The following is a 22,459-nucleotide window of genomic DNA, read 5'->3' as shown; positions in this document are numbered from 1 at the left end:
GGCACCGTCGGTCCCCGTCGGACCCCCGCGCCACATCGAGGCATTGCCATGGAAGCGCTCCCATGCAAGAATCGCTGCACGCGGTTCGGGGAGCCACACCGCGAAAGGCAGGAGTCGAGGGCACCGGTCCGCCGGACGACGTCCCGCCTCCCGACCGGCCCATCGTCGCCGGTCGGACCACCACCAAACGCCCGACCGGGTCGGGCACACCCCGAAGAACCCGTGGTACCGGCGGACGTCCGCGCAGGACGCCCATCGGGCCGTATTCGCCGGGCCGTTCGCGGATCCGGTCTCGCCCAAGGAGATCAGTGGCATGAATGTGTGGAGAAGGCTGTCCGGCCCCCGCCGGGCCCTCGCGCTCGGCGGCGCGGGCGCTCTGGTCGCGGGCGGACTGGTGACCCTGCCGGTCACCGTGGCGCACGCCGCCACCCAGTGCGACGTGTCGTACACGACCAGCGACTGGCAGGGCGGGTTCACCGCCACCGTCAACATCAAGAACATCGGCGACGCCCTCAACGGCTGGACGCTGGGCTTCACCTTCCCCGACGGCAACCAGCGGGTGCAGCAGGGCTGGTCGGCCCGCTGGTCGCAGAGTGGTCGGAACGTCACCGCGCAGAACGAGTCCTACAACGGCGCGGTGGCCAGCGGGGCCACGGTGAGCCTCGGCTTCAACGGTGCCTGGAGCGGCAGCAACCCCAAGCCCACCTCGTTCACGCTCAACGGCGTGACCTGCAACGGGGGCCCCACCACCCCGCCGCCCAGCACCCCTCCGCCGACGACGCCGCCCCCCACGACGCCGCCGCCGACCACCCCGCCGCCGACCACCCCGCCGCCCGGGCAGAAGGTGGACAACCCCTACCTGAACGCCCAGGGGTACGTGAACCCGGAGTGGAAGGCCAAGGCCGAGTCGGTCGCGGGCGGCAACCGGGTGTCGAACAACCCGACCGCCGTGTGGATCGACCGGATCGCCGCCATCAACGGCACCCCGGACAGCAGCTCCAACGGCGCGATGGGCGTCCGCGACCACCTGAACAAGGCCCTCGAGCAGGGCGCGGACTACATCCAGTTCGTCATCTACAACCTGCCCGGCCGGGACTGTGCCGCGCTGGCCTCGAACGGTGAGCTGCGCGCGGACGAGCTGCCCCGGTACAAGGCCGAGTACATCGACCCGATCGCCGCGATCCAGGCCGACCCGAAGTACGCCAGCCTGCGGATCGTGAACATCATCGAGATCGACTCGCTGCCGAACCTGGTGACCAACACCTCCGGCAACCCCGGCGGCACCGCGATGTGCGACACGGTGAAGGCCAACGGCGCCTACGTCAACGGTGTCGGGTACGCCCTGTCGAAGCTGGGCGCGATCGGCAACGTCTACAACTACATCGACGCCGCCCACCACGGCTGGATCGGTTGGGACAGCAACTTCGGCCCGACCGCGCAGATCCTGAAGGACGCCGCCGTGGCCTCCGGCAGCACGGTGAACAACGTCCACGGCTTCATCGTCAACACCGCCAACTACTCGGCGCTGCGCGAGCCTTACATCAAGATCACTGATAACGTCAACGGCACCAGCGTTCGGCAGTCCAAGTGGATCGACTGGAACTTCTACGTGGACGAGCTCTCGTTCGCCCAGGCGTTCCGCAACGAGCTCGTCGCCAAGGGCTTCGACTCGAAGATCGGCATGCTGATCGACACGTCCCGCAACGGCTGGGGCGGCTCCGCCCGGCCCACCGGCCCGGGCGCGACGACCAACGTGGACACGTACGTCAACGGCGGTCGGGTGGACCGGCGGATCCACGCCGGTAACTGGTGCAACCAGGCCGGGGCCGGCCTGGGCGAGCGTCCGAAGGCCGCGCCGGAGCCGGGCATCGACGCGTACGTCTGGGTGAAGCCCCCGGGCGAGTCGGACGGCTCCAGCAAGGAGATCCCGAACAACGAGGGTAAGGGCTTCGACCGGATGTGCGACCCGACCTACACCGGTAACGCCCGCAACGGCAACAGCATGAGCGGCGCCCTGCCGGACGCCCCGATCTCGGGCGCCTGGTTCCCGGCGCAGTTCGCGCAGCTCATGCAGAACGCGTACCCGGCGCTCTGAGAGCGGTGCCCACCCGCCGCTGGCAGTAGGTGAGGCGCTCCAGCGGCAGGTTCCCCGGGCCCCCGGTCCGACCGTCCGACGGTCGGGCCGGGGGCCCCTCGCGTACGCCGGTCAGGGCACCGTCTTCTCGATCGCCGCGCGGCCCAGCTCGGCCAGGTCCCGGCGGGCCCGCTCGACGTTCTCCGGCGTCAGGTCCTGCCCCCGGGCCGCGACCAGGTCCTCCGGCTCCCAGGGCTGCTCCGCCCCGGTACGGATGTGGTCCGGGGCCGCGCCCGTGCCGGTGCCGGTCGCGCCGGTGCCGGCGGCGTACGGGTCGCCGATCAGCTCGTCGCCACCCGCCTCGTCCCCGGGCCCGGTGAACGACGGAGTGTCGCGGTCGGCGCCGCCGCCGGTCATCAGCTGCGGGATGCCGGTGTCGTCCTCGACCGCCGCGGCCACCTCCGGGCTCTCCTCCAGCGGTCGGTCACGGTCACGGTCCGTCATGTCGCTGCCCTCCTGTCGCCAGGTGGTCTCCTGATCCTGCTCGCGTACCCGGCGTGGCGGTGCCCATGCCGGGGGCCGGCGGGGCGGCTCAGCGCTCCTCGTCGGAGGTGTCGGGCGGTTCGACCGGATTGCGCCACTGCCAGAGCAGCATCAGCACGCCGAAGGCGAGCATGCCGAGGCCCGCCCAGAGGTTGATCCGGACTCCCTGCGCCTTCTGGACGGCGGAATCGCCGTCGAAGACGCCGATCAGGGTGACGATCGCCCCGTACGCGGTGAAGAGGCCACCGATCACCCGGCGGATGTCGAACAGCCGGGCGGCGGCCGAGCGGCGGCGGGCCTCCTCGGTGGCCTCGACCGACCGGTCGTGCCCGTGCGGGTTGAGGTTTTCCATGCTCATGGCCGAGCACCCCTTCCTAGAAGAACGGCACGTAGAGGAGGAGGGACAGCGCCACCGCGATCAGGCCGAGGAGCACCGGGGAGCGCCACCAGACGGCGTCCCCGGTCAGCAGGTCGCCCTTCATGTCGACGGCGCCCATGCCGTAGACCAGCCCGCGCAGGTCCTCGTCCTGCTTCTTCGCGGTGAACGGGGTCACCACGGCGGCGACGACGGCCGCCGTGACGAACGCGATGCCGGCGCCCCAGAAGCTCTCCTCCAGGTCGGAGTTGAAGTGCACCACCCCGGCCTTGTAGAGCAGGTAGGTCGCCAGCGCCGCCAGGGTGCCCATCAGCAGGGAGAGGAAGCCGGCCGCCGCGCTCATCCGCCGCCAGAACATGCCGATGATGAAGGTGGCGAACAGCGGCGCGTTGAACAGCGAGAACAGCGCCTGGATGTAGTTCATGATGTTGCTGAACCCGGCGGCGATGAACGCCGTGCCGATGCCGACCAGCACGCCGCCGACCGTCGCCCACCGGCCGATGCGGATGTAGTAGTCGTCCGGGCGGTCCCGGCGCACGTACTGCTGCCAGATGTCGTAGGTGAACACGGTGTTGAAGCCGCTCACGTTCGCCGCCATGCCGGCCATGAACGAGGCGACCAGGCCGGTCACCGCGATCCCCAGCACGCCGTTGGGGAGCAGGTCGCGCATCAGCAGCGGGATCGCGTTGTTGTAGACCAGGTCGCCGCTCTCCGCGCCGAGCCCCTGCACGGTCACGAGGGCGACCAGGCCGGGAATCACCGTGACCACCGGGATGAGCAGCTTCGGGTACGCGGCGATGATCGGCGTACGCCGGGCGGCGCTCATGTTCTTGGCCGACAGCGCGCGCTGCACCTCGGCGAAGTTGGTCGTCCAGTAGCCGAAGGAGAGCACGAAGCCGAGGCCGAAGACGATGCCGATCCAGTGCGCGCCGAGGGGGTTGTCGGTGCCGCCGGTGTCCTGCCAGGTGTGCAGCCCCGCCTCGCCCAGCTTGGACTCGCGCACCGCGTCCATCAGGCCGGAGACGCCGCCCACCTTGACCAGTCCCAGGATCGTGATCGGCAGCAGGCCCGCGATGATCACGAAGAACTGGAGCACCTCGTTGTAGATCGCCCCGGAGAGCCCACCCACGGTGATGTACGCCAGCACGATCAGCGCGCCGATCACGATGGCGACCCAGAGCGGCCAGCCGAGCAGCGCCTGCATGATCAGCGCCAGGGCGTAGAGGTTCACCCCGGCGATGAGCACCTGGGCGACCGCGAAGCTGAGCGCGTTCAGCAGGTGGGTGGGGCGGTTGAAGCGCAGCCGCAGGTACTCGGGCACGCTGCGGACCTTGGAGCCGTAGTAGAACGGCATCATCACGATGCCGAGGAAGACCATCGCCGGCACGGCGCCGATCCAGTAGTAGTGCAGGGTCATCGCGCCGTACTGGGCGCCGTTGGCGGCCATGCCGATGATCTCCAACGCCCCGAGGTTGGCCGAGACGAAGGCCAGGCCGGTCACCCAGGCGGGCAGGGAGCGGCCGGAGAGGAAGAAGTCGACGCTGGTCTTGATGGCCCGCCGGGCGGCGAAGCCGACACCGAGCACCGTGACGAAGTAGAGCGCCAGGATGCCGTAGTCCAGGACGTTCATGTTCAGCCGCAGGCCATCGCCATCCATCCCTGTAACCCTTCGTCAACCGCGCGTGCCGGATGAGTGCGCGCGCGCCCAATTACCCCGAACGCGCGGTTTCACGCCTGGGGCGTCCAAAACCCGCCCACGTCCCCGGTTTCCGGCCCCCGGGGCACGGACCGGACGCCGCTGCCCGGAGGGCGCCGTCGCCGCACCGCGCGCGCGGAGTCCGGACGCGGAGACGCCCCCGGCCGGTCGGCCGGGGGCGTCGGTGGGGAACCGGGTCAGCGCCCGAGCACCCGGTCCAGGAAGTCGCGGTAGTGGCGGACGGCCATCCGGAGCTGCTCGGTGTCGGCGGAGCCGGCGTCCTGCCAGCCGCCCAGCTTGTTCTTCTGCGCGGACAGCGCCGAGGAGAGCGCCTGGATGGCCTCGTCGACCAGCGACTGGGCCTCACCGGCCGCCGCGCGGGGATCGTCCACGAACCGCAGCTGGACGTTGCGCCAGCGGTCCCGGAAACCCTGCGCCGTCGCCGGGTCGAAGAGGCTGGCCGGTTCGGCGGCCACCGTCGCGCCCGCCGGCCGGTCGGTCCCGGCGGACCCCAGTTCCCCGGTGGCCGCGCGTCCGGCCGGCGCGTGCTCGGCGTCCGGGTCGACCATGGCGGGCGTGGCGCTGCCGTACCCGGCCGCGCCGGCCGCGCCGCCCTCCGGGTCGCCGGCCCACCCGGTCACGTCGGCCCGGCGCTCGGGACGGCCGTCGGCGGCGTCCGGCGGCAGCACCTCGGCGCCGTCGCGGCGGGCCTGCCGGTCGTCGGAGCGGTTGTCGCCGAGCCCGACGGAACGGTGGAACTCGGCGGTCGGGTCCGCCCGGCGGCCCTCCCGGGGGCCGTCCGCGGCGCCGTCGCCCGGCCGCGCGGTCGCCTCCGTACGCGGGTCGGGCTCGTCCTCGGGGAGGGGACTGGCCAGGGCGGACGCGGCGACCGCGCCGCCGACGCTGGTGGCCCCGAAGGCGGTCGGCACCGGCCCCGGCTCGTGGAACCCGGCCCGGTCGCGGTCCGCGTCCCGGTCGTCCGGCCGGCCCTTGCCGGAGTCCCGGCCGCGCGACGGCTCGTCGTCGCGGTCGGTCCGGTCGCGGTCGGCGACCGCCGGATCGTCGAAGGTGCCCCGGTCGTCGAGGACGTCCTCGGGTACGTCGGCCCGGCCGGCCCGGTCGCCCGGAGGCGGCACCGGCACCGGCACCGGCTCGGAGCGGACGGCCTCGGGGTGCTCGTTGCCCACCCGCTGCTCTTCCTGGCGCATGGTCATCCTCCTAGCGGCTCGTGACATCGTGCTGGCTGTCCGGGTCGTGCTGCGCGGACGGTCGGGCGCCGACCGGCTCCTCACCGAGCAGGTCTGCGAAGAGGGCGCGGTAGTGGACGACGGCCTGGCGGAGTTCCTCGGTGCTCGCCTCGCCCCGGGAGTTGCGCAGGTGGATCTCGTGGGCGTCGCGGTAGTGGCCCAACGTGCGGGCGTGCTCGACGGAGAGGTGGGCGATCTGGTCGGAGAACTCACCGGTGGGGTAGCCACGTTCCGCGATGAGCCGGGTGACCAGTTCGTCCGCCTCACCCACGGTCTCGGCGGGGGAGTCGACGAAGCGGACCTGGAGCTCCTCCCACGCGGCGGAGTAGCGGGCCCGGGACTCGGGGGCGAGGGGGGTCAGCGTGAGCTCCGCGTGGCGGCGCTCCCGCTCCCGCAGTTCCCGTTCGGCGGCGGTCCGGCTGTCCTGCTCGGCGACGGCACGGTCGTACTCGGGACCGAACCGCGACCGCAGCGCGCGGCGGCGGGCGTACGACCGGGCGGCCACGGCTACGGCCGCGATCACCAGCACGACGAGAACGATGACGACTATCTGCGTGGGCGACATGGCTCCTCCTTCATCAGGTGGTATTCCCTCCGCTCACTGATCGCCAATCCCGTTCCGGCGCACTTTCCTGACGAACCCGACCCCGCGACCCGACGGACCCGACCCCTGCTGATTCCCCGCCACAGCATGACGAGTCACACAGCGTGATCGGCGGCCAAAACTTGACTCGTTCCAGAAAACGCGCTTGGGTGGGGTGATGCCGGTCGGACCCGACGTCGAACGCCTACGGGCGGCGGGGCTGCGCGTCACGCAGCCCCGGCTCGCGGTGCTCGCCACGGTGCGCGACCGGCCGCACCTGGACGCCGACACGATCACCCGACTCGCCCGGGCCCGCCTCGGGCGGATCTCCGGCCAGGCGGTCTACGACGTCCTGCACGCGCTCACCGGCGCGGGCATGCTGCGCCGGTTCGCCCCGGCCGGCGGACCGGCCCGGTACGAGCTGGGCGGGGACGACCACGACCACCTGGTCTGCCGGGACTGCGGCGCGATCGTCGACACCCGGCGCGACCGGGCCCCCGGGCCCTGCCTCGACCCCGGGGCCGCCGCCTTCGCGGTGGAGTTCACCGAGGTCACCTACTGGGGCCGGTGCCCCGGGTGCCAGCCGCAGCACGACTGACGCCAGCCGCCACACCGATCAGGAGGAGAGCCATGAGCGACCCGCAGGCCAACCGGCCGATCCTCACGACCCGCCAGGGTCACCCCGTGCACAACAACCAGCAGCAGCGGACGGTCGGTTCGCGCGGCCCGGCGACGCTGGAGAACTACCACTTCCTGGAGAAGATCAGCCACTTCGACCGGGAGCGCATCCCGGAGCGGGTGGTGCACGCCCGCGGCTTCGTCGCGCACGGCGAGTTCGAGGCGTACGGGACGATCGGCGACGAGCCGGCGTCGAAGTACACCAGGGCCAAGCTGTTCCAGACCAGGGGCAAGAAGACCCCGGTCACGATCCGCTTCTCCACCGTCATCGGTGGCCGGGACTCCTCCGAGGCGGCGCGCGACCCGCGCGGCTTCGCCGTGAAGTTCCGCACCGAGGACGGCAACTGGGACATGGTGGGCAACAACCTCCAGGTCTTCTTCATCCGCGACGCGATCAAGTTCCCGGACGTGATCCACTCGCTGAAGCCGGACCCGGTCACCTTCCGTCAGGAGCCGAACCGGATCTTCGACTTCATGTCGAACACGCCCGAGTCGATGCACATGCTGACCTGGCTCTTCTCCCCGTACGGCATCCCGAAGAACTACCGGACGATGCGCGGCTCGGGGGTGAACACCTACCGCCTCGTCAACGCCGAGGGCGAGGGCGTGCTGGTCAAGTTCCACTGGATGTCCCAGCAGGGTGAGCACAACCTCACCCAGGCCGAGGCGGACGCCATCCAGGCCACCGACCTGGGCCACGCCTCGAAGGACCTCTACGAGGCGATCGAGCGCGGCGACCACCCGAAGTGGGAGCTCAACGTCCAGATCATGAGCGACGACGAGCACCCGGAGCTGGACTTCGACCCGCTCGACGACACCAAGATCTGGCCGGAGGAGGACTTCCCCTACCTGCCGGTCGGCATGATGACGCTCAACCGCAACATCACCGACCACCACAACGAGAACGAGCAGATCGCCTTCGGCACCGGCGTGCTGGTCGACGGCATCGACTTCTCCGACGACAAGATGCTGGTCGGCCGGACGTTCTCCTACTCGGACACCCAGCGTTACCGGGTCGGCCCGAACTACCTCCAGCTGCCGGTCAACCGGCCGCGCGAGGACGTGCAGGTCAGCACCAACCAGACCGGCGGCCAGATGTCGTACGGGGTGGACAACCGCGGTGCCAACCCGCACATCAACTTCGAGCCGTCCTCGGTCGCCGGTCTCCGGGAGGCCGACGAGTCCTACCGGGAGTACCGCCCGTTCGTTTCGGGTCAGGTCATGAAGGCCCCGATCGAGCGGCAGGACAACTACTCCCAGGCCGGCCGGCGCTACCGCGAGATGGCCGACTGGGAGCGCGACGACCTGATCCTCAACCTGACCACCCTGCTGGCCCAGTGCGACAAGCACATCCAGGAGAAGATGGTCTGGCACTTCAGCCAGTGCGACTCCGACTACGGCCGCCGGGTCGCCGAGGGGCTCGGCATCTCCGTCGACGCCTGATCCGCACCGCCCACGAACGCCCCGCCGGCCCCCGGCGGGGCGTTCGTCGACGATGGACGTTCGGCCGGTGGGCCGGGCGCGACGGACGGTAGTGCATCGGGCGAGGATTACGTATCCTGCCCAAGGCGTCAGCCGGACCTGCCCGGCACCGCGGGCCGGAACAGTCCGACCGCGACGCTGCCCGGCCGGCGCCGGCGCCCCCGCAGCCACACCTTCCGGGCGAGGTCTGATTGAACACCCGCGACTGGCCGATCCGCTCGAAGCTGACCGCATTGGTCGTCGTGCCGGTGACCGCGCTGCTGGCGCTCTGGATCTTCGCCACCACGCTCACCTTCGGGCCCGCCCTCGATCTGCTCGCCGCCCGGACGCTCCTCTACGACCTCGGCCGCCCCGGCGAGACGGTGGTGGCCGAGCTGCAACGGGAGCGCCGGCTCTCGGTGGTCCACCTGGCCGGCGAGGACGCCGCTCCCGGGCTCGCCGAGCAGCGGCAGCGGACCGACCGGGCCATCGCGGAGCTGCGCCGGCGGGTCGCCGGGGAGGAACTGCGCGACGCCGCCGACGAGATCCTCGACGCCCGGCTCGACCAGCTGGTCACCGCGCTGGAGGCGCTGCCCGCCGGGCGGGGGTTCATCGACCGGCGGGCGGTGGACCGGGCCGGCGCGGTCGGGCTCTACAGCGGGATGATCAACTCGGCCTTCCAGGCGTTCTCCGCGATGGCCAACCTGCCCGACCGGGACCTCAACCGGCAGGCGCTCGCCGTCACCGGGCTGGGCCGTTCCCGGGAGCTGCTCGGGCAGACCGACGCCCTGCTCGCCGGGGCGTTCACCGCCGGCCGGTTCGCCGACGGCGAGCACCTCCAGTTGGTGCAGACCGTCGGCAACCAGCGGTTCCTCGCCGAGACGGCGATCGCCGACCTGCCGGACGCCGAGCGCGCCGCGTTCCAGCGGATGACCGAGGGGCCGGCCTTCGGCCGGTTGCGGGCGATGCAGGACACGCTGCTGGGTCCTGGCTCCGCCACCCGGCCGGCCGTGGACCCGACGGCCTGGCAGGAGAGCTACCAGGCGGTGCACGAGGCGCTGCGGGAGTTCGAGCTGGCACAGGCCGACGGGCTCGCCGAGCGGTCGGTGCCGTCGGCCGTGCGCATCCTGGTCCGGCTCGCCGCCGCCGGGGTGCTGGGCCTGGCCGCCGTCGTGGTCTCGGTCCTCGTGGCGCTGCGGGTCGGCCGCAACCTCGCCCACCGGCTCAGCGGCGTACGCACGGCCGCCCTGGAGACCGCCGAGCGCCGGCTGCCGGACGTGGTGGCCCGGCTGCGCCGGGGCGAGCAGGTCGACGTCGCCCGGGAGGCGCCCCCGCTGGAGTACGGCGGCGACGAGATCGGCCAGGTGGCACGGGCGTTCACCGAGGTGCAGCGCACCGCCGTGCAGTCGGCCGTCGACGAGGTCACCCTGCGCCGGGGGCTCAACGAGGTGTTCCTCAACATCGCCCGGCGCAGCCAGGGGCTGGTGCACCGGCAGCTCGCGCTGCTCGACCGGATGGAGCGGCACACCGAGGATCCGGACGAGCTGGCGGAGCTGTTCCGCGTCGACCACCTCGCCACCCGGCTGCGGCGGCACGCCGAGGACCTGGTCATCCTGGCCGGCGCGGCCCCCGGGCGGGGCTGGCGCAACCCGGTCGCGACGGTCGACCTGGTCCGGGGCGCGATCTCCGAGGTCGAGTCGTACGACCGGGTCGACATCACCGCCGTGGCACCCGCCGGCGTGCTGGGGCGGGCCGTCGGCGACGTGATCCACCTGCTCGCCGAGCTGATCGAGAACGCCACCGCGTTCTCGCCGCCGAAGACCCGGGTGGAGGTCTCCGGGCAGCACGTGGCGAACGGCTACGCGGTGGAGATCACCGACCGGGGCCTGGGCATGACCGCCGCCGCGCTGGAGGACACGAACCGGCGGCTGGCCCGCTCGCCCGACTTCGAGCCGTCCGAGACCGCCCGCCTCGGACACTTCGTGGTGGCCCGCCTCGCCGCCCGGCACGGCGTCCGGGTGCGGCTGCGCCCGTCCGACGGCGGCGGGCTGACTGCCGTGGTGCTCATCCCCGCCGACCTGGTCACCGACGAGCCCGCCCTGCCCCCGACCGGCGGCCCGCCGGTGGCGCCCCGGTCCGGCGCGACGCCGGAGGAGCGGCGGCTCGCCCGGGCGAGCCGGCTGGGCACGCTGCCCCGCCCGGCCCGCTCCGCCGGGCCCGCCACGGCATCCTCGACCGGGACTGCGGCCTCCTCCCGCGCCGCGCACGCCGGCACGGGCTCCGCGCGGCCGGCCCCGGCCGGCCTACCGTCCGCGGGCCGCCGGGACGGCGCGGCCCCGGGCGGTCCCGCCCCCGTCGAGGCGGCCGGGCAGATCGACGGGCTGCCCCGCCGGGTCCGCCGGCGGCCCCCGGCGGTCCGGCCCCGGCACCCGAACACGACCGGGGAACAGCCGTCCGTCGCCGACGGCACGGGGCGGTCCGCGCTGGACGGCCCGACATTGCGGCAACCGGTGATCGAGAGTCCCGCCCCGCGCAGCCCGGAGGAGGCGCGGCGGATCATGTCCGCCCTCCAGGCCGGCACCGCCCGTGGCCGCGCGGCGGCCACCGGGACGACACCGCGAGCTGCCGCCCCCGCCGCCGAGCGGCCGGACCCGCCGCGCGAGGACCAGAGCACGACGCCGGCCGAGCGGCCGGTGGACACCGAACCCATGACCGCGACTGAGAGGGACGCCTGATGCATCCGACGAGGCAGAGCGCCGATCTCGACTGGTTGCTCGACGAGCTGGTGGAACGGGTGCCGCCCGCCCGACAGGCGGTGGTGCTCTCGGCGGACGGGCTGCTGATCGGCTCCTCCGCCGGGATGGACCGTGCCGACGCCGAGCACCTGTCCGCGCTGGCGTCCGGCTTCTCCAGCCTGGCCCGGGGCGCGAGCCGGCAGGTGGCCGGCGGGGCGGTCCGGCAGACCGTGGTGGAGATGGAGTCCGCGTACCTCTTCGTCACCGCGGCCGGGCAGGGCGCCTGCCTGGCCGTGGTTGCCGAGGCGGACGCGGACATCGGCCTCGTGGCGTACGAGATGGCGATGCTCGTCACGCGGGTCGGGGAGAACCTGAGCGCGCCGGCCCGGACGACGGCGGGGGCCGCCGATGCGGGCTGAGTCGCCCGGGCCGCAGCACGAGTGGCTGGACGACGACGCCGGTCCGGTCGTGCGGCCCTACACCCTCACCGGCGGCCGGGTCCGGTCGGGCGCGGTCGGCTTCGACCTGGTCGCGTACGTGCTGGCCGAGGCGGCCGCCGACCCGACCGTCCACCCGGAGCTGCACCCCGAGCACCGGCGCCTGGTGGAGCTGGCCGCCCGACCGGTCCCCGTCGCGGAGCTGGCGGCCGACCTCGACCTCGCGGTGGGCGTGGTCCGCGTGCTCCTCGGCGACCTGCTGGCGCGAGGGCTGGTCGCGGTGCACCAGCCGACGCCCGCCGCGTACCTGCCCGACGACGACATCCTCAAGGCGGTGGTCAGTGGACTCCGTGCGCTGTGACCGAACCGGATCCGGCTCCCGGATCCCGCTCGCGCTGAAGATCCTGATCGCCGGCGGGTTCGGCGCCGGCAAGACGACGCTGGTGAGCGCGCTCAGCGAGGTCCGGCCGTTGCAGACCGAGGAGGTGCTGACCGGTGCCGGCATCGGCACCGACGACCTCTCCGGCGTCGAGGCGAAGTCGACCACCACGGTGGCGATGGACTTCGGCCGGATCACGATCAACGACGACCTCCAGGTATACCTCTTCGGCACCCCGGGCCAGGACCGGTTCTGGTTCCTCTGGGACGAGCTGGCGTTCGGCGCGCTCGGGGCGGTGGTGCTCGCCGACACCCGCCGGCTGGCCGATTGCTTCCCGTCGATCGACTACTTCGAGCAGCGGGGCGTCCCGTTCGTGGTGGGGGTGAACTGCTTCGACGGCGCCCGCCGGTTCAACCTGGAGTCCGTACGCCAGGCTTTGGACCTCGACCCCGACGTGCCGCTGGTGCTCTGCGACGCGCGGGACCGGCAGTCCGGCAAGGAGGTGCTGATCGCGCTGGTCGAGCACGTGGCCCGGCAGCGCGGCGAGCCCGTGCCGGCGGCCTGAGCCGGAGCGGCGGCGCCCCGGCGGTGTCCCGCGGCCGGACCGCCGCGATCGGGCGGGGTTTTCGGGGCTAAGCGGGCGGCCGGGTGGGAAGGCTGGTGGGATCGACGGAGGAATCGGCGGAAGGCGGATACGGTGACAGGTCAGGACGAGATCGTCCACATCGGCGGCTACACGGCGCACAGCGGGGGCCGGGCCGCCGGCATCGTCGCGGCGCGGCGGGACCCCGTCTCCGGTGAGCTGACCCCGCTCGGCACCGTCGCGGTCACCCCCTCGCCCTCCTTCCTCGCCCGGCACCCGCGGCTGCCCGTGCTCTACGCGGTGAACGAGCTGCCCGACGGGCAGGTCAGCGCCTTTCGCGTCGGCGCCGGCGGCGACCTCACCCCGCTCGGCACCCGGCCCACCGGGGGCGCGGAGCCCTGCCACCTGGCGGTCGTCCCGGACGGCGGCCACCTCGTGGTGGCCAACTACGGCGGCGGCAGCGTGGCGGTGTTCCCGCTCGGCCCCGACGGGGTGCCCGACGAGCGCAGTGACCTGGTGGAGCACGAGGGGCACGGGCCGGACCGGGAGCGCCAGGAGCGTGCGCACGCCCACATGGTGAACCCCGACCCGGGCCGGGGCCCGCTGCTCGCGGTCGACCTGGGCACCGACTCGATCTACCGCTACGACCTGGACGCCGCCTCCGGCCGGCTGGTGCCCCGGGCGCCCCGGGTGCGCACGGCCGCCGGCGTCGGTCCCCGGCACCTGGCCCGGCATCCGGGCGGGCGGCGCTGCTGGGTGGCGGGGGAGCTGGACGGTTCGGTCACCGCCTACGAGCTGACCGGCGACGGTGCGCTGCACCAGCGGGGCCGCGTCGAGGCCAGCGACCGGCCCGGGCCCGTCCAGCCGTCGGAGATCGCGGTCGGGCCGGACGGACGCTTCCTCTACGTCGCCAACCGGGGGGTGGGCACCGTCGCGGTCTTCGCCGTCGCCGGCGAGCTGCCGGAGCTAGTCGCCGAGGTGGACACGGGCGGGGAGTGGCCGCGGCACTTCGCCCTGGCCGGGGAGCACCTCTACGTCGCCGACGAGCGGGCCGACATGATCCGGGTCCTCCGGGTGGACCCGGGCACCGGCGTCCCGGCCCCGGTCGGGGAGCCGGTGGCTGTGATGAGCCCCACCTGTGTGGTGCCCTGACCAGCCATCATGTCCGCGAGATCGACGCCACGGGTCGATGTCGTCACTCACCGTAGCGATTTGGCGATCAACTATTTCTCCTGCGTAACTTTCGTCCGAACGGCCCGTGGCAGTCGTCCCGGCGGGTCCGCAAGATGGTCACCGTGTCAGCAGGCCGCCATCGCATGCGTACGAATCTTCACGCAGCCACCGCCGCCGCTGCCGTGGGCGTCCTCGCCGTCACGGCCGGCGGCTGGTTCGGCTACCAGCAGCTGGCGCAACCGAACTGCTCGGGGCGGATCGAGCTGTCCGTCGCGGTCGCGGCCGAGCTGGCCCCGGCGGTCGACGCCGCCGCCGCGCGGTGGGTGAAGGACGGCGCCGCGGTGGGCGGCACCTGCATCGCGGTGAACGTCGCGGCGTCCGATCCGGTCGAGGTGGCCGCGACGGTCGCCGCCAAGCACGGCGTCACCCTGGCCGGCGTGGGGCAGGCCAGCGGCACGTCGGTCAGCCCGGACGTCTGGGTGCCCGACTCCTCCACCTGGCTGCTGCGGCTCAAGACCGGTGGCGCCACCGCCTTCGAGCCGGGCAACGGGGCGTCCATCGCGCGCAGCCCGGTGGTCGTGGCGATGCCGGAGCCGATCGCCACGCGGCTGGGCTGGCCGCAGAAGAAGTTCAGCTGGACCCAGCTCCTGCAGCAGGTGCAGAGCGACAAGCCGTTGCGCACCGGGATCGTCGAACCGACCCGCGACGCCGCCGGCCTGTCCGGTCTGCTCTCGCTGACCGCCGCCGCCAGCGCCTCCGGCGGCCCCGACGCGGAGAAGGAGAAGGTCGCCGCGCTGCGGGCGCTGGCCACCGACCGCTCGGCGCTGCGGCCGGACCTGCTCGCCCGGTTCCCCACCGCCTCGGATCCCACGACGATCGCGAGCAGCCTGGGTGCGGCGGCGCTCTCGGAAGAGGACGTGATCCAGTACAACAGCAAGAAGCCGCCGGTGCGGCTGGCCGCGCTCTACCTGGAGCCGGCGCCCGCGCCGCTGGACTACCCGTACGCGGTGCTGCCCGGCATCGAACCGGCCAAGGCGGCGGCGGCGAGGGTGCTCTACGAGGTGCTCGTCACCGACGACTTCCGTGACCAGTTGGCGAGCCGGTCGCTGCGCGCGCCGGACGGCAACTGGGGCGCGGGCTTCGACGCGCCGCAGGGCGCGCCCAGCCCGGCCGGCGGCGCGCCGGCCCCGCCGGCCAACGGCGGCGGATCGGCTCCGGGCGGGCTCGACCCGCAGGCCATGGAGCGCGCGGTCTCCAGCTGGTCGATCGCCACCCAGTCCGGCCGGATGCTCGCCGTCATCGACGTCTCCGGGTCGATGAAGGAGAAGGTGGCCAACGCCGGCAACGCGACCCGCCAGCAGGTGACCGTCGAGGCGGCCCGGCGGGGGCTGAACCTCTTCGACGACTCCTGGTCGATCGGTCTCTGGACGTTCTCCACCCAGCTGGTGGGTCCCCGCGACCACCGGGAACTGCTCGCCATCGGGCCGCTGTCCCGCCAGCGCGGCAAGCTGGAGCAGTCCCTGGGCTCGATCCGGTCGTCGGACGGCGACACCGGCCTCTACGACACAGTGCTGGCGGCGTACCAAGAGGTGCAGGAGAACTGGGAGCCCGGCCGGGTCAACTCGATCGTGCTGTTCACCGACGGCAAGAACGAGGACTCCGACGGCATCACGCAGCAGAAGCTGCTGGGCGAGCTGAACAAGATCAAGGATCCGGAGCGGCCGGTGCAGGTCGTGATCATCGGTATCGGCAGCGACGTGAGCAAGGCCGAGCTGAAGTCGATCACCGACGTCACCGGCGGAGGCGCCTTCGTCACCGAGGACCCGACCAAGATCGGCGACATCTTCCTCAAGGCGATCGCGCTGCGCAAGGCCCCGGCCTGAGCCGCAACGTAGCGCGGGGCGGAACCGCCGCACGGGATCCGGTGCCGTGGGCCCTTTCCCCGCAAGGGGTTCCTCGGGGAAAGTAGTGACGGTAATGCGTCCGAAGCAATCGGCGAGCGTGGTCGCCGGGGCACGATGTCCTGGTGCCCCTACGGCCGACCCGCGACCCGGGCCCGTCGTACGGGCCGTCGGCGACCGAAGTGGGGAGGGCCGGTGACCTCAGCGACGCTGTTGACCCCCGCCAGCACGTCGTCGAGACCGGACGAGCCACGGCCGGGGCCGGCCCGCACCCGCGAGCGCGCCTACGTCCGCTCGCTGGTGGTGCTGGACACCACCGTCCTGACCGTCGCCGTGCTCGTCGGATACGTGGCCCGGTTCGGCGGCGACACCCCCGGCGGCTCGAAGATCCCGTACGTCCTGGTCGCCCCTGGGCTGGTCCTCGCCTGGCTGGTCTCGCTGCGGGTGCTGCGCTGCTACGACGACCGCGTCCTCGGCTACGGCGCCGACGAGTACCGGCGGGTCGGCACCGCCAGCCTGCGCCTCGCCGGCGGCATCGCGATCGCCGGCTACATCGCCGACGTGGGCGTCTCCCGGGGATTCCTCGGCATCTCGTTCGCCGTCGGCATGCTCGGCCTGGAACTGGCCCGGTTCGCCGCCCGCAAGCGGCTGCACCGGGCGCGCTCCGAGGGCGCCGGCTGGTCGCGCAAGGTGCTGGTGGTCGGCGACACCGCGCACGTGCTGGAGCTGGTGCACACCCTGCGGCGCGAGCCGTACGCGGGCTACCAGGTGGTCGGCGCCTGCATCCCGGACGCGCTGCTCGCCCCGGTCGCGCAGCGGCTGGGCGACGTGCCGGTGGTCGGGTCGTTCCGGGGCATCCCCGAGGCGGCCACCGCCATCGGCGCGGACACCGTCGCGGTGACCGCCTCCGGCGAGCTGACCGCCACCCGCCTGCGCCGGCTCGGCTGGCAGCTGGAGGGCACCGGCATCGACCTGGTGGTGGCCCCGGCGCTGACCGACGTCGCCGGCCCGCGCATCCATACCCGGCCGGTCGCCGGCCTGCCGCTGATCCACGTCGAGGCGCCCGAGTTCCGCGGGGCCCGCAAGCTGGTCAAGGGCTTCGTCGACCGGGCCGTCTCCTCGGTGGCCCTGACGCTGCTGCTGCCGCTGCTGGCCGCCATCGCGCTGGCCATCAAGATCGACAGTCGGGGGCCGGTGCTGTTCCGGCAGACCCGGGTCGGGCAGGGCGGGCGGGAGTTCGGCGTCTACAAGTTCCGCACCATGGTGGTCAACGCCGACGCCCTGCTGGCCGCGCTGGCCGCCCGCAACGAGACCGACGGCCTGATGTTCAAGATGCGCGACGACCCGCGGGTGACCCGGATCGGGCGGCTGCTGCGCAAGTGGTCGCTGGACGAGCTGCCGCAGCTGGTCAACGTCCTGCTCGGGCACATGAGCCTGGTCGGCCCCCGCCCGCCGCTGCCCTCGGAGGTGGCCCGCTACGACGGCGACGTGGCCCGTCGGCTGCTGGTGAAGCCCGGCATGACCGGGCTCTGGCAGGTCAGTGGCCGCTCCGACCTGAGCTGGGAGGACGGCATCCGGCTCGACCTCTACTACGTGGAGAACTGGTCGCTCGCGGCCGACCTGACGATCCTCTGGAAGACCTTCGGCGCGGTGGTCAACAGCCGCGGGGCGTACTGAGCGCCGCCAGCCCGCCGTCGCCGGCCGGACGCTCAGTCCTTCGGGCCCGTCCAGTCCAGGCACACCACCACCGCGTCGTCGGTCAGGTCGCCGGCGACGAACGCGCGCAGGTCGCCGATCAGCGAGCGGACGGCGTCCAGCGGCTCCATCGGTCCGGTCCGGCGCAGGAACCGGTCGAGCGCGGTCTCGCCGTAGCGGACGTCCTGCCCGGTGGCGTCGATGACGCCGTCGCTGACCACGAAGAGCCGGTCGTCGCGGCACAGCTCGAAGCGCTGCTCCCGGTAGTCGGTGGCCTCGAACATGCCGAGCGGGAACTGCGCCTCCAGCGGCAGTTCCCGGACCTGCCCGTCGCGCAGCAGCACGAGGCGGGGCGACCCGGCGTCGACCACGGTGAGCAGCCCCGAGCGCAGGTCCAGCTCCATCAGCAGCGCCGCGAGGTGCTGGTCTCCCCGGTGCAGGTCGTAGACCGCCTGGTCGGCGAGGGCCGCCTGGTCGGCGAGGCCGAGCCCGGACCGGCGGGCGTTGCGCAGCGCGTGGGTGGCGAGGGAGGTGAGCATCGCGGCGGCCACCCCCTCGCCCATGCCGTTGATGGTCGCCAACCAGACCCGGGTGCCGTCGTCGGACCAGTCGAAGCTGTCGCCGCGCACCGCGTACGCCGGTTCCAGCTGCCCGGCGAGGCTGAACGACGGGCGGGTCCGGCTGCGGCCCGGGAGCATCTCCCACTGCATCTCGGCGGCGAGGGTGAGCCGCCTGCTACGCCGCGCGGACCGGTACACGTCCGTGCCCGCGGTGACCGCGGCGATCTCGTGGGCCAGCGCGGTGGCGATCTCCGTCAGCTCGTCGAGCGCGGCCGGCCGGGCCGGCGCGGGAGTCACCACCAGCACGCCGCGGCGTTCCCCGCGCATGGACACCGGGACGTAGCCGGTGTCGTCGGCGACGATCGGCGCCTGGTGGTCGAAGCAGCGCCAGGCGGGGTGCCCCGGCGCGGTGACGGGCTCGTCCCCGACGAGCGGCAGCAGCGCCGCCAGCCGGTAGTCGACCTGGAGCAGTTCCACCCGGGCGATCCCGTAGTCCGCGGCCAGGACGCCGGCGATCCGGTCCAGCAGCAGGTCGGCGGGCGCCTCGTTGAGGACCTGCCGTGCCCGGTTGACCGGTTCGCTCATCGTCACTCCCTCGTCACGAGCCCAGACCTGTGGATTCGGAGTAGTCTCGGGCCCACCATGGCGGATGTGCACGGTCCCTCCGGACCCGAGACGAGTATGGCCGTCGAGCTCGACACGGTGGCGGACGCCCTGCTGACGGTCTGGGAGGCCGCGCGGGAGCGGACGACCAGTCGCGTCTCCGGCGCGCAGTTGCGCGCGATCATGCTGGTCGAGCAGCACGAGGGGATCAACCTCCGCGGCCTGGCCACCGGGCTCGACATGCTGCTCTCCTCCGCCAGCCGGCTCTGCGACCGCCTGGTGGCGGCGGGCATGCTGGAACGGGAGCCCGGCCGGTTCGACCGGCGGGAGATCTCGCTGCACCTCACCCCCGAGTCCCGCCGGCTCCTCGCCGAGCTGCGGGACGACCGGCGCCAGCAGCTCGCGGCGATCCTCGCCGACATGACCGACGAGGGGCGGCAGGCCCTGCTGCGGGGCATGCGGGAGTTCGACGAGGCGGCGCGGCACCGGAACGCCTCCGTGCAGTCCGTCGAGGCCGCCGACCCATGGCCGGCGGTGCCGCACGAGCACCCGGTCGGTCTACCGACGCAGGAGCGGCCGGGGGACGCCCCGCGGGTGGCCAGGTCGGCCTGACCCGGGCGTAGGGAGCACGCGTTCCCGCGTCGACGGCTCCGCCAAGGGGTCGGGCACGTCCGGCCGCGACGGTTCGGCCGGTCAGGGCGGTGCCGCCGCGACGGCCAGCATCGCGATGTCGTCCTGGCTCTGCCCGTCGAGCCACTCGTCGACGGTTTCGAGGAGCCGGTCGACCAGCGCGGTCGGGGCCGCCCCGGCGGCCGAGGCCAGCGCCGCGCGCAGCCGTTCCTCGCCGAACATCTCCTGGCCGCCGGGGCCGCCGCGCGCCTCCACCACCCCGTCGGTGTACGCGAGCAGCAGCTCGCCCGGGACGAGGCGGAGTTCGGCCTCGGCGAACCGGGCGGCGGCGAGCGCGCCCACGGGCATCCCGCCGACCGCGACCGGGGCGACCCCACCGTCGGCCCGGAGAAGCAGCGGGGACGGGTGGCCGCCGCCGGCGATCCGGACGGTGCACCCGCCGTCGGGCGCGGCGTCGAGGGTGCCGAGCAGCAGGGTGGTGAACTGGTTGCGCCGGGCCGCGTCCGGGGCGTCGAAGAGCGCCTGGTTGAGCAGCCGCATCAACTCCAGCGACCGTTGCTCGACCAGGCGCAGGGTCCGCAGGGACTGGCGGACCCGCCCGGTGAGGACGGCCGCGCCGACGCCCTTGCCGGCCACGTCCCCGAGGGCGAAGATCGCGCCCCCGGGGATGGGGAAGACATCGTAGAAGTCGCCGCCGATGCGCAGCCGGTCCCCGGCCGCCCGGTACCCGCCGGCGAGCGTGGCGCCCGGCACGGCCGGCAGGTCGGGCGGGAGCAGGCTGTTCTGCAACACCCGGGCCAGGTGGACCTGTTCGCCGTAGAGTTCGGCGGCGCCGAGGGCCGCGCCCGCGCGGGCGGCGAACTCCCGGGCCAGCTCGACGTCGCGCCGGGCGAAGCCGGCCCGCCCGGCGCGGCGGACCAGCACCAGGGCGCCGGTGGTGCGTCCGGCACCCCGCATGGGACTGACCAGCACGGTGCCGGGCCGGCCGAAGCCGGGCGGAAGCACGGTGGACAGGGCGGCCGTCTCCCCGTCCGGCCACGGGGCCGGGCCGACCGCGTGCCCGGCCAGCGCCTCGGCCAGGCCGGGCAGCGAGCCGGTCAGCGACCAGGTCGCCAGCCCCGTCACCGGGGCGGGATCGACCCCGTCGTACCGGATCCAGTGCGGCTGGCCCTGCGCGGGCGGGGGCGGCAGGTGGACCACCATGGCCAGGTCGGCCAGGTAGGGCACGGGCAGGGTCGTGATGGTCCGCAGCGTCTGCTCGCGCTGGAGGGACAGCCCGAGGCGGCTGCCGGCCTGGGCGAGGAACGTCGTCCGGGACCGCTCGACACTCAGCGCCTCGGTGCGCGCGTGTTCCTCGGTGACGTCCCGCACGTACCAGGCGTGCCGCCCGTCGGGCAGGTCGCGTCGTATTCCGCGCAGCCGGCGACCGCCGTGTTCGGCGTCGAAGCTGTCCGCTCCGGCGCCCACCGACCGGGCCATGGCCGGTATCGGGCAGGTGCGCAGGTCCGTGCCGGGCACGACCTCGGGGAGGAGCGCGGTCGCCATCGCGTTGACCAGGGTCACCAGCCCCGCCCGATCGGCGGTCACGACCGCCTCGGTCAGCCCGTCGAGCACCTCCCGGGTGAGCCGGGAGCCGGCCGGGCGCGTGGGGCCGGAGCGGGAGCGGGCGGGCTGCCCGCCGTCGGCCGGGCCCGTGCCACCGCCCCCGGGGGCGGTGGTCACCGCCGCTCGCCGGGCGCCCCGGTCTGTCGACCTGTGCGCATGCTGGTCGTGCACTCCTCGGATGGGGGTCGTTGCCTCGGGGCAAGCGTACCGAGGCGCAGCAGCGCCGCCATCGGAGGAATCCGGCTCAGGCCGGACGGGCCAGCCAGCCGGCCGGGCGGGCCAGGATCCGGCGTGCCACCGAACCGGCCCCGCCGACGGCCGCGGCGGCGGCGCCGAGGGCCGCCGGGCGGACGGTGACCGGTGACCACGCGGCGGTGAGCACCCGCCGGGAGATCTCGGTGAGCACCGGCGGGCGCAGCCACGGCGCCAGCGGGGCGTACCCGCCGCCGAGCACCACGGTGTCCAGGTCCAGCAGGTTCACCACGCCGGCGACGGCGACCCCCAGCGCGGTTCCGGCCTCGGCCAGGGCCCGCAGCGCGCCGGGGTCGCCGGCCCCGGCCAGCTCGGCCAGCCGGGTCGTCGCGGTGTCCGCCGGAAGGTCCGCGCCGGCGAGGCCGGCCGCGGCGAGGATCGCCTCCTGACCGGTGTACGTCTCCAGGCAGCCGCGCCCGCCGCACCGGCACGGCGGGCCGTCGGGCCGGATCGGGAGGTGACCGATCTCCCCGCTCCAGCCGCGCGCGCCCCGGTACAGGGACCCGTCGAGCACGATCCCGGCGCCGATGCCGACCTCGCCGGAGATGTGCAGGAAGCTGGCCCGGCCGGTCGGCCCGGCGTGCAACTCACCCAGCGCGGCGAGGTTGGCCTCGTTGTCGACCACCAGCGGCGGTACGCCGTCGACGTGCGCGGTCAGCGGCGTACCCCCGCCGAGCAGCGCGGGGACGGGCACGTCGCGCCAGCCGAGGTTCGGCGCGAGCCGGACCAGGCCGGCGTCGTCGACCAGGCCGGGCACCGCGAGGGCCGCGCCGACCAGGGTGAGCCCCTCGCGGGTGGCGTCGGCGCGGGCGTGGGCGGCCAGGTCGGCCAGCCGGGCGAGCGCCTCGGCGGGGGAGACGGGCCGCAGGTCGGCGCGGTGCACGGTGTGGTGGCGGACCCGGCCGGCGAGGTCGACCACGCAGGCGGCCAGGTAGTCGACGTTGACCTCCAGGCCGAGCCCGGCCGGGCCGTCCGTGGCGAGCACCAGGCCCCGCGAGGGCCGTCCCGCGCCCGTCCGGGGCGTCGGCTCCGACTCGGCGACCAACCGGCCGGCGAGCAGGTCCTCCACCACGGCCGAGACGGTGGCCCGGGTGAGGCCGGTGCCGGCGGCCAGCTCGGCCCGGGAGGGCGGGCGGTCGGCGGCGGCGATCCGGCCGAGCACCACGGCGAGGTTCCACTCGCGCAGGCTGCCCTGCCGCACCGGTCCGGGCGGGGCGTCGGGTCGGGTCACCCCTTGACACTGCCACA

At 73.9% G+C, this 22,459-nt stretch carries 19 protein-coding genes; 11 read left to right on the top strand and 8 right to left on the bottom strand.

The window, feature by feature from the left end:
- Positions 1 to 313: 313 nt before the first annotated feature.
- Entirely contained in the window at positions 314 to 2,095 is a 1,782-nt protein-coding gene (locus DER29_RS21815) for a glycoside hydrolase family 6 protein (RefSeq protein WP_121399553.1), read from the top strand.
- Positions 2,096 to 2,206: 111 nt separating this feature from the next.
- Here the strand turns inward: DER29_RS21815 and DER29_RS21810 are convergent, their stop codons facing one another.
- The 5 genes from DER29_RS21810 to DER29_RS21790 all read right to left on the bottom strand — a co-directional run bounded on the left by DER29_RS21810 (position 2,207) and on the right by DER29_RS21790 (position 6,501).
- Positions 2,207 to 2,578 carry a hypothetical protein gene (locus tag DER29_RS21810; RefSeq protein ID WP_121399552.1) on the bottom strand — a complete coding sequence of 124 codons (372 nt, stop codon included), beginning with the start codon at positions 2,576 to 2,578 and terminating at the stop codon, positions 2,207 to 2,209.
- Between the two features lie 88 nt (positions 2,579 to 2,666).
- Complete coding sequence (locus DER29_RS21805; protein ID WP_121399551.1) at positions 2,667 to 2,975, bottom strand: hypothetical protein; 309 nt, start codon at positions 2,973 to 2,975, stop codon at positions 2,667 to 2,669.
- Between the two features lie 16 nt (positions 2,976 to 2,991).
- A complete protein-coding gene (locus tag DER29_RS21800) occupies positions 2,992 to 4,650 on the bottom strand; it encodes a sodium:solute symporter family protein (RefSeq protein WP_121399550.1) in 1,659 nt (552 codons plus the stop codon).
- Positions 4,651 to 4,886: 236 nt separating this feature from the next.
- Positions 4,887 to 5,897 carry a hypothetical protein gene (locus DER29_RS21795; RefSeq protein WP_121400106.1) on the bottom strand — a complete coding sequence of 337 codons (1,011 nt, stop codon included), beginning with the start codon at positions 5,895 to 5,897 and terminating at the stop codon, positions 4,887 to 4,889.
- 10 nt (positions 5,898 to 5,907) lie between these two features.
- Positions 5,908 to 6,501 carry a hypothetical protein gene (locus DER29_RS21790; protein WP_121399549.1) on the bottom strand — a complete coding sequence of 198 codons (594 nt, stop codon included), beginning with the start codon at positions 6,499 to 6,501 and terminating at the stop codon, positions 5,908 to 5,910.
- A gap of 196 nt (positions 6,502 to 6,697) precedes the next feature.
- On the opposite strand from DER29_RS21790, the gene DER29_RS21785 reads away from it, so the two are divergent.
- The 9 genes from DER29_RS21785 (at position 6,698) to DER29_RS21745 (ending at position 17,543) form a co-directional block, all read left to right on the top strand.
- The gene (locus DER29_RS21785) at positions 6,698 to 7,117 is read left to right on the top strand and encodes a Fur family transcriptional regulator (RefSeq protein ID WP_121399548.1); all 420 of its coding nucleotides are present in this window, start codon (positions 6,698 to 6,700) and stop codon (positions 7,115 to 7,117) included.
- Positions 7,118 to 7,149: 32 nt separating this feature from the next.
- A complete protein-coding gene (locus tag DER29_RS21780) occupies positions 7,150 to 8,640 on the top strand; it encodes a catalase (RefSeq protein ID WP_121399547.1) in 1,491 nt (496 codons plus the stop codon).
- A 230-nt stretch (positions 8,641 to 8,870) separates the two neighbouring features.
- A complete protein-coding gene (locus tag DER29_RS21775) occupies positions 8,871 to 11,393 on the top strand; it encodes a nitrate- and nitrite sensing domain-containing protein (protein WP_121399546.1) in 2,523 nt (840 codons plus the stop codon).
- The gene (locus tag DER29_RS21770) at positions 11,393 to 11,812 is read left to right on the top strand and encodes a roadblock/LC7 domain-containing protein (RefSeq protein ID WP_121399545.1); all 420 of its coding nucleotides are present in this window, start codon (positions 11,393 to 11,395) and stop codon (positions 11,810 to 11,812) included. The genes DER29_RS21775 and DER29_RS21770 overlap by 1 nt, the downstream gene beginning before the upstream one ends.
- Positions 11,802 to 12,191: a DUF742 domain-containing protein gene (locus tag DER29_RS21765; protein WP_121399544.1), complete on the top strand. Its 390-nt coding sequence runs from the start codon at positions 11,802 to 11,804 to the stop codon at positions 12,189 to 12,191. Before DER29_RS21770 ends, DER29_RS21765 begins: the two co-directional genes overlap by 11 nt.
- The gene (locus tag DER29_RS21760; protein ID WP_121399543.1) at positions 12,172 to 12,774 is read left to right on the top strand and encodes an ATP/GTP-binding protein; all 603 of its coding nucleotides are present in this window, start codon (positions 12,172 to 12,174) and stop codon (positions 12,772 to 12,774) included. The genes DER29_RS21765 and DER29_RS21760 overlap by 20 nt, the downstream gene beginning before the upstream one ends.
- Before the next feature lie 132 nt (positions 12,775 to 12,906).
- The gene (locus DER29_RS21755) at positions 12,907 to 13,944 is read left to right on the top strand and encodes a lactonase family protein (protein ID WP_121399542.1); all 1,038 of its coding nucleotides are present in this window, start codon (positions 12,907 to 12,909) and stop codon (positions 13,942 to 13,944) included.
- A gap of 143 nt (positions 13,945 to 14,087) precedes the next feature.
- Positions 14,088 to 15,848, top strand: a complete 1,761-nt coding sequence (locus tag DER29_RS21750; protein ID WP_121400105.1) for a substrate-binding domain-containing protein — start codon at positions 14,088 to 14,090, stop codon at positions 15,846 to 15,848.
- Between the two features lie 213 nt (positions 15,849 to 16,061).
- Complete coding sequence (locus DER29_RS21745) at positions 16,062 to 17,543, top strand: sugar transferase (RefSeq protein WP_121399541.1); 1,482 nt, start codon at positions 16,062 to 16,064, stop codon at positions 17,541 to 17,543.
- A 32-nt stretch (positions 17,544 to 17,575) separates the two neighbouring features.
- On the opposite strand, the gene DER29_RS21740 is transcribed toward DER29_RS21745, so the two are convergent.
- Complete coding sequence (locus DER29_RS21740) at positions 17,576 to 18,706, bottom strand: PP2C family protein-serine/threonine phosphatase (RefSeq protein WP_121400104.1); 1,131 nt, start codon at positions 18,704 to 18,706, stop codon at positions 17,576 to 17,578.
- Between the two features lie 96 nt (positions 18,707 to 18,802).
- Between DER29_RS21740 and DER29_RS21735 the strand changes: the two genes are divergently transcribed.
- Entirely contained in the window at positions 18,803 to 19,336 is a 534-nt protein-coding gene (locus DER29_RS21735; RefSeq protein ID WP_121399540.1) for a MarR family winged helix-turn-helix transcriptional regulator, read from the top strand.
- An 81-nt stretch (positions 19,337 to 19,417) separates the two neighbouring features.
- On the opposite strand, the gene DER29_RS21730 is transcribed toward DER29_RS21735, so the two are convergent.
- Together DER29_RS21730 and DER29_RS21725 are read right to left on the bottom strand one after the other, a co-directional pair.
- Entirely contained in the window at positions 19,418 to 21,076 is a 1,659-nt protein-coding gene (locus tag DER29_RS21730; protein WP_233600098.1) for a PP2C family protein-serine/threonine phosphatase, read from the bottom strand.
- Positions 21,077 to 21,203: 127 nt separating this feature from the next.
- Complete coding sequence (locus DER29_RS21725; protein ID WP_233600097.1) at positions 21,204 to 22,442, bottom strand: ROK family protein; 1,239 nt, start codon at positions 22,440 to 22,442, stop codon at positions 21,204 to 21,206.
- Positions 22,443 to 22,459: the final 17 nt, after the last annotated feature.

The sequence above is a fragment of the Micromonospora sp. M71_S20 genome (genome assembly GCF_003664255.1).
In the GTDB taxonomy this organism is placed as follows: Bacteria; Actinomycetota; Actinomycetes; order Mycobacteriales; family Micromonosporaceae; genus Micromonospora.
Note: the sequence above shows the minus strand (reverse complement) of the source record. Positions and strands in the feature narration are given on the sequence as shown.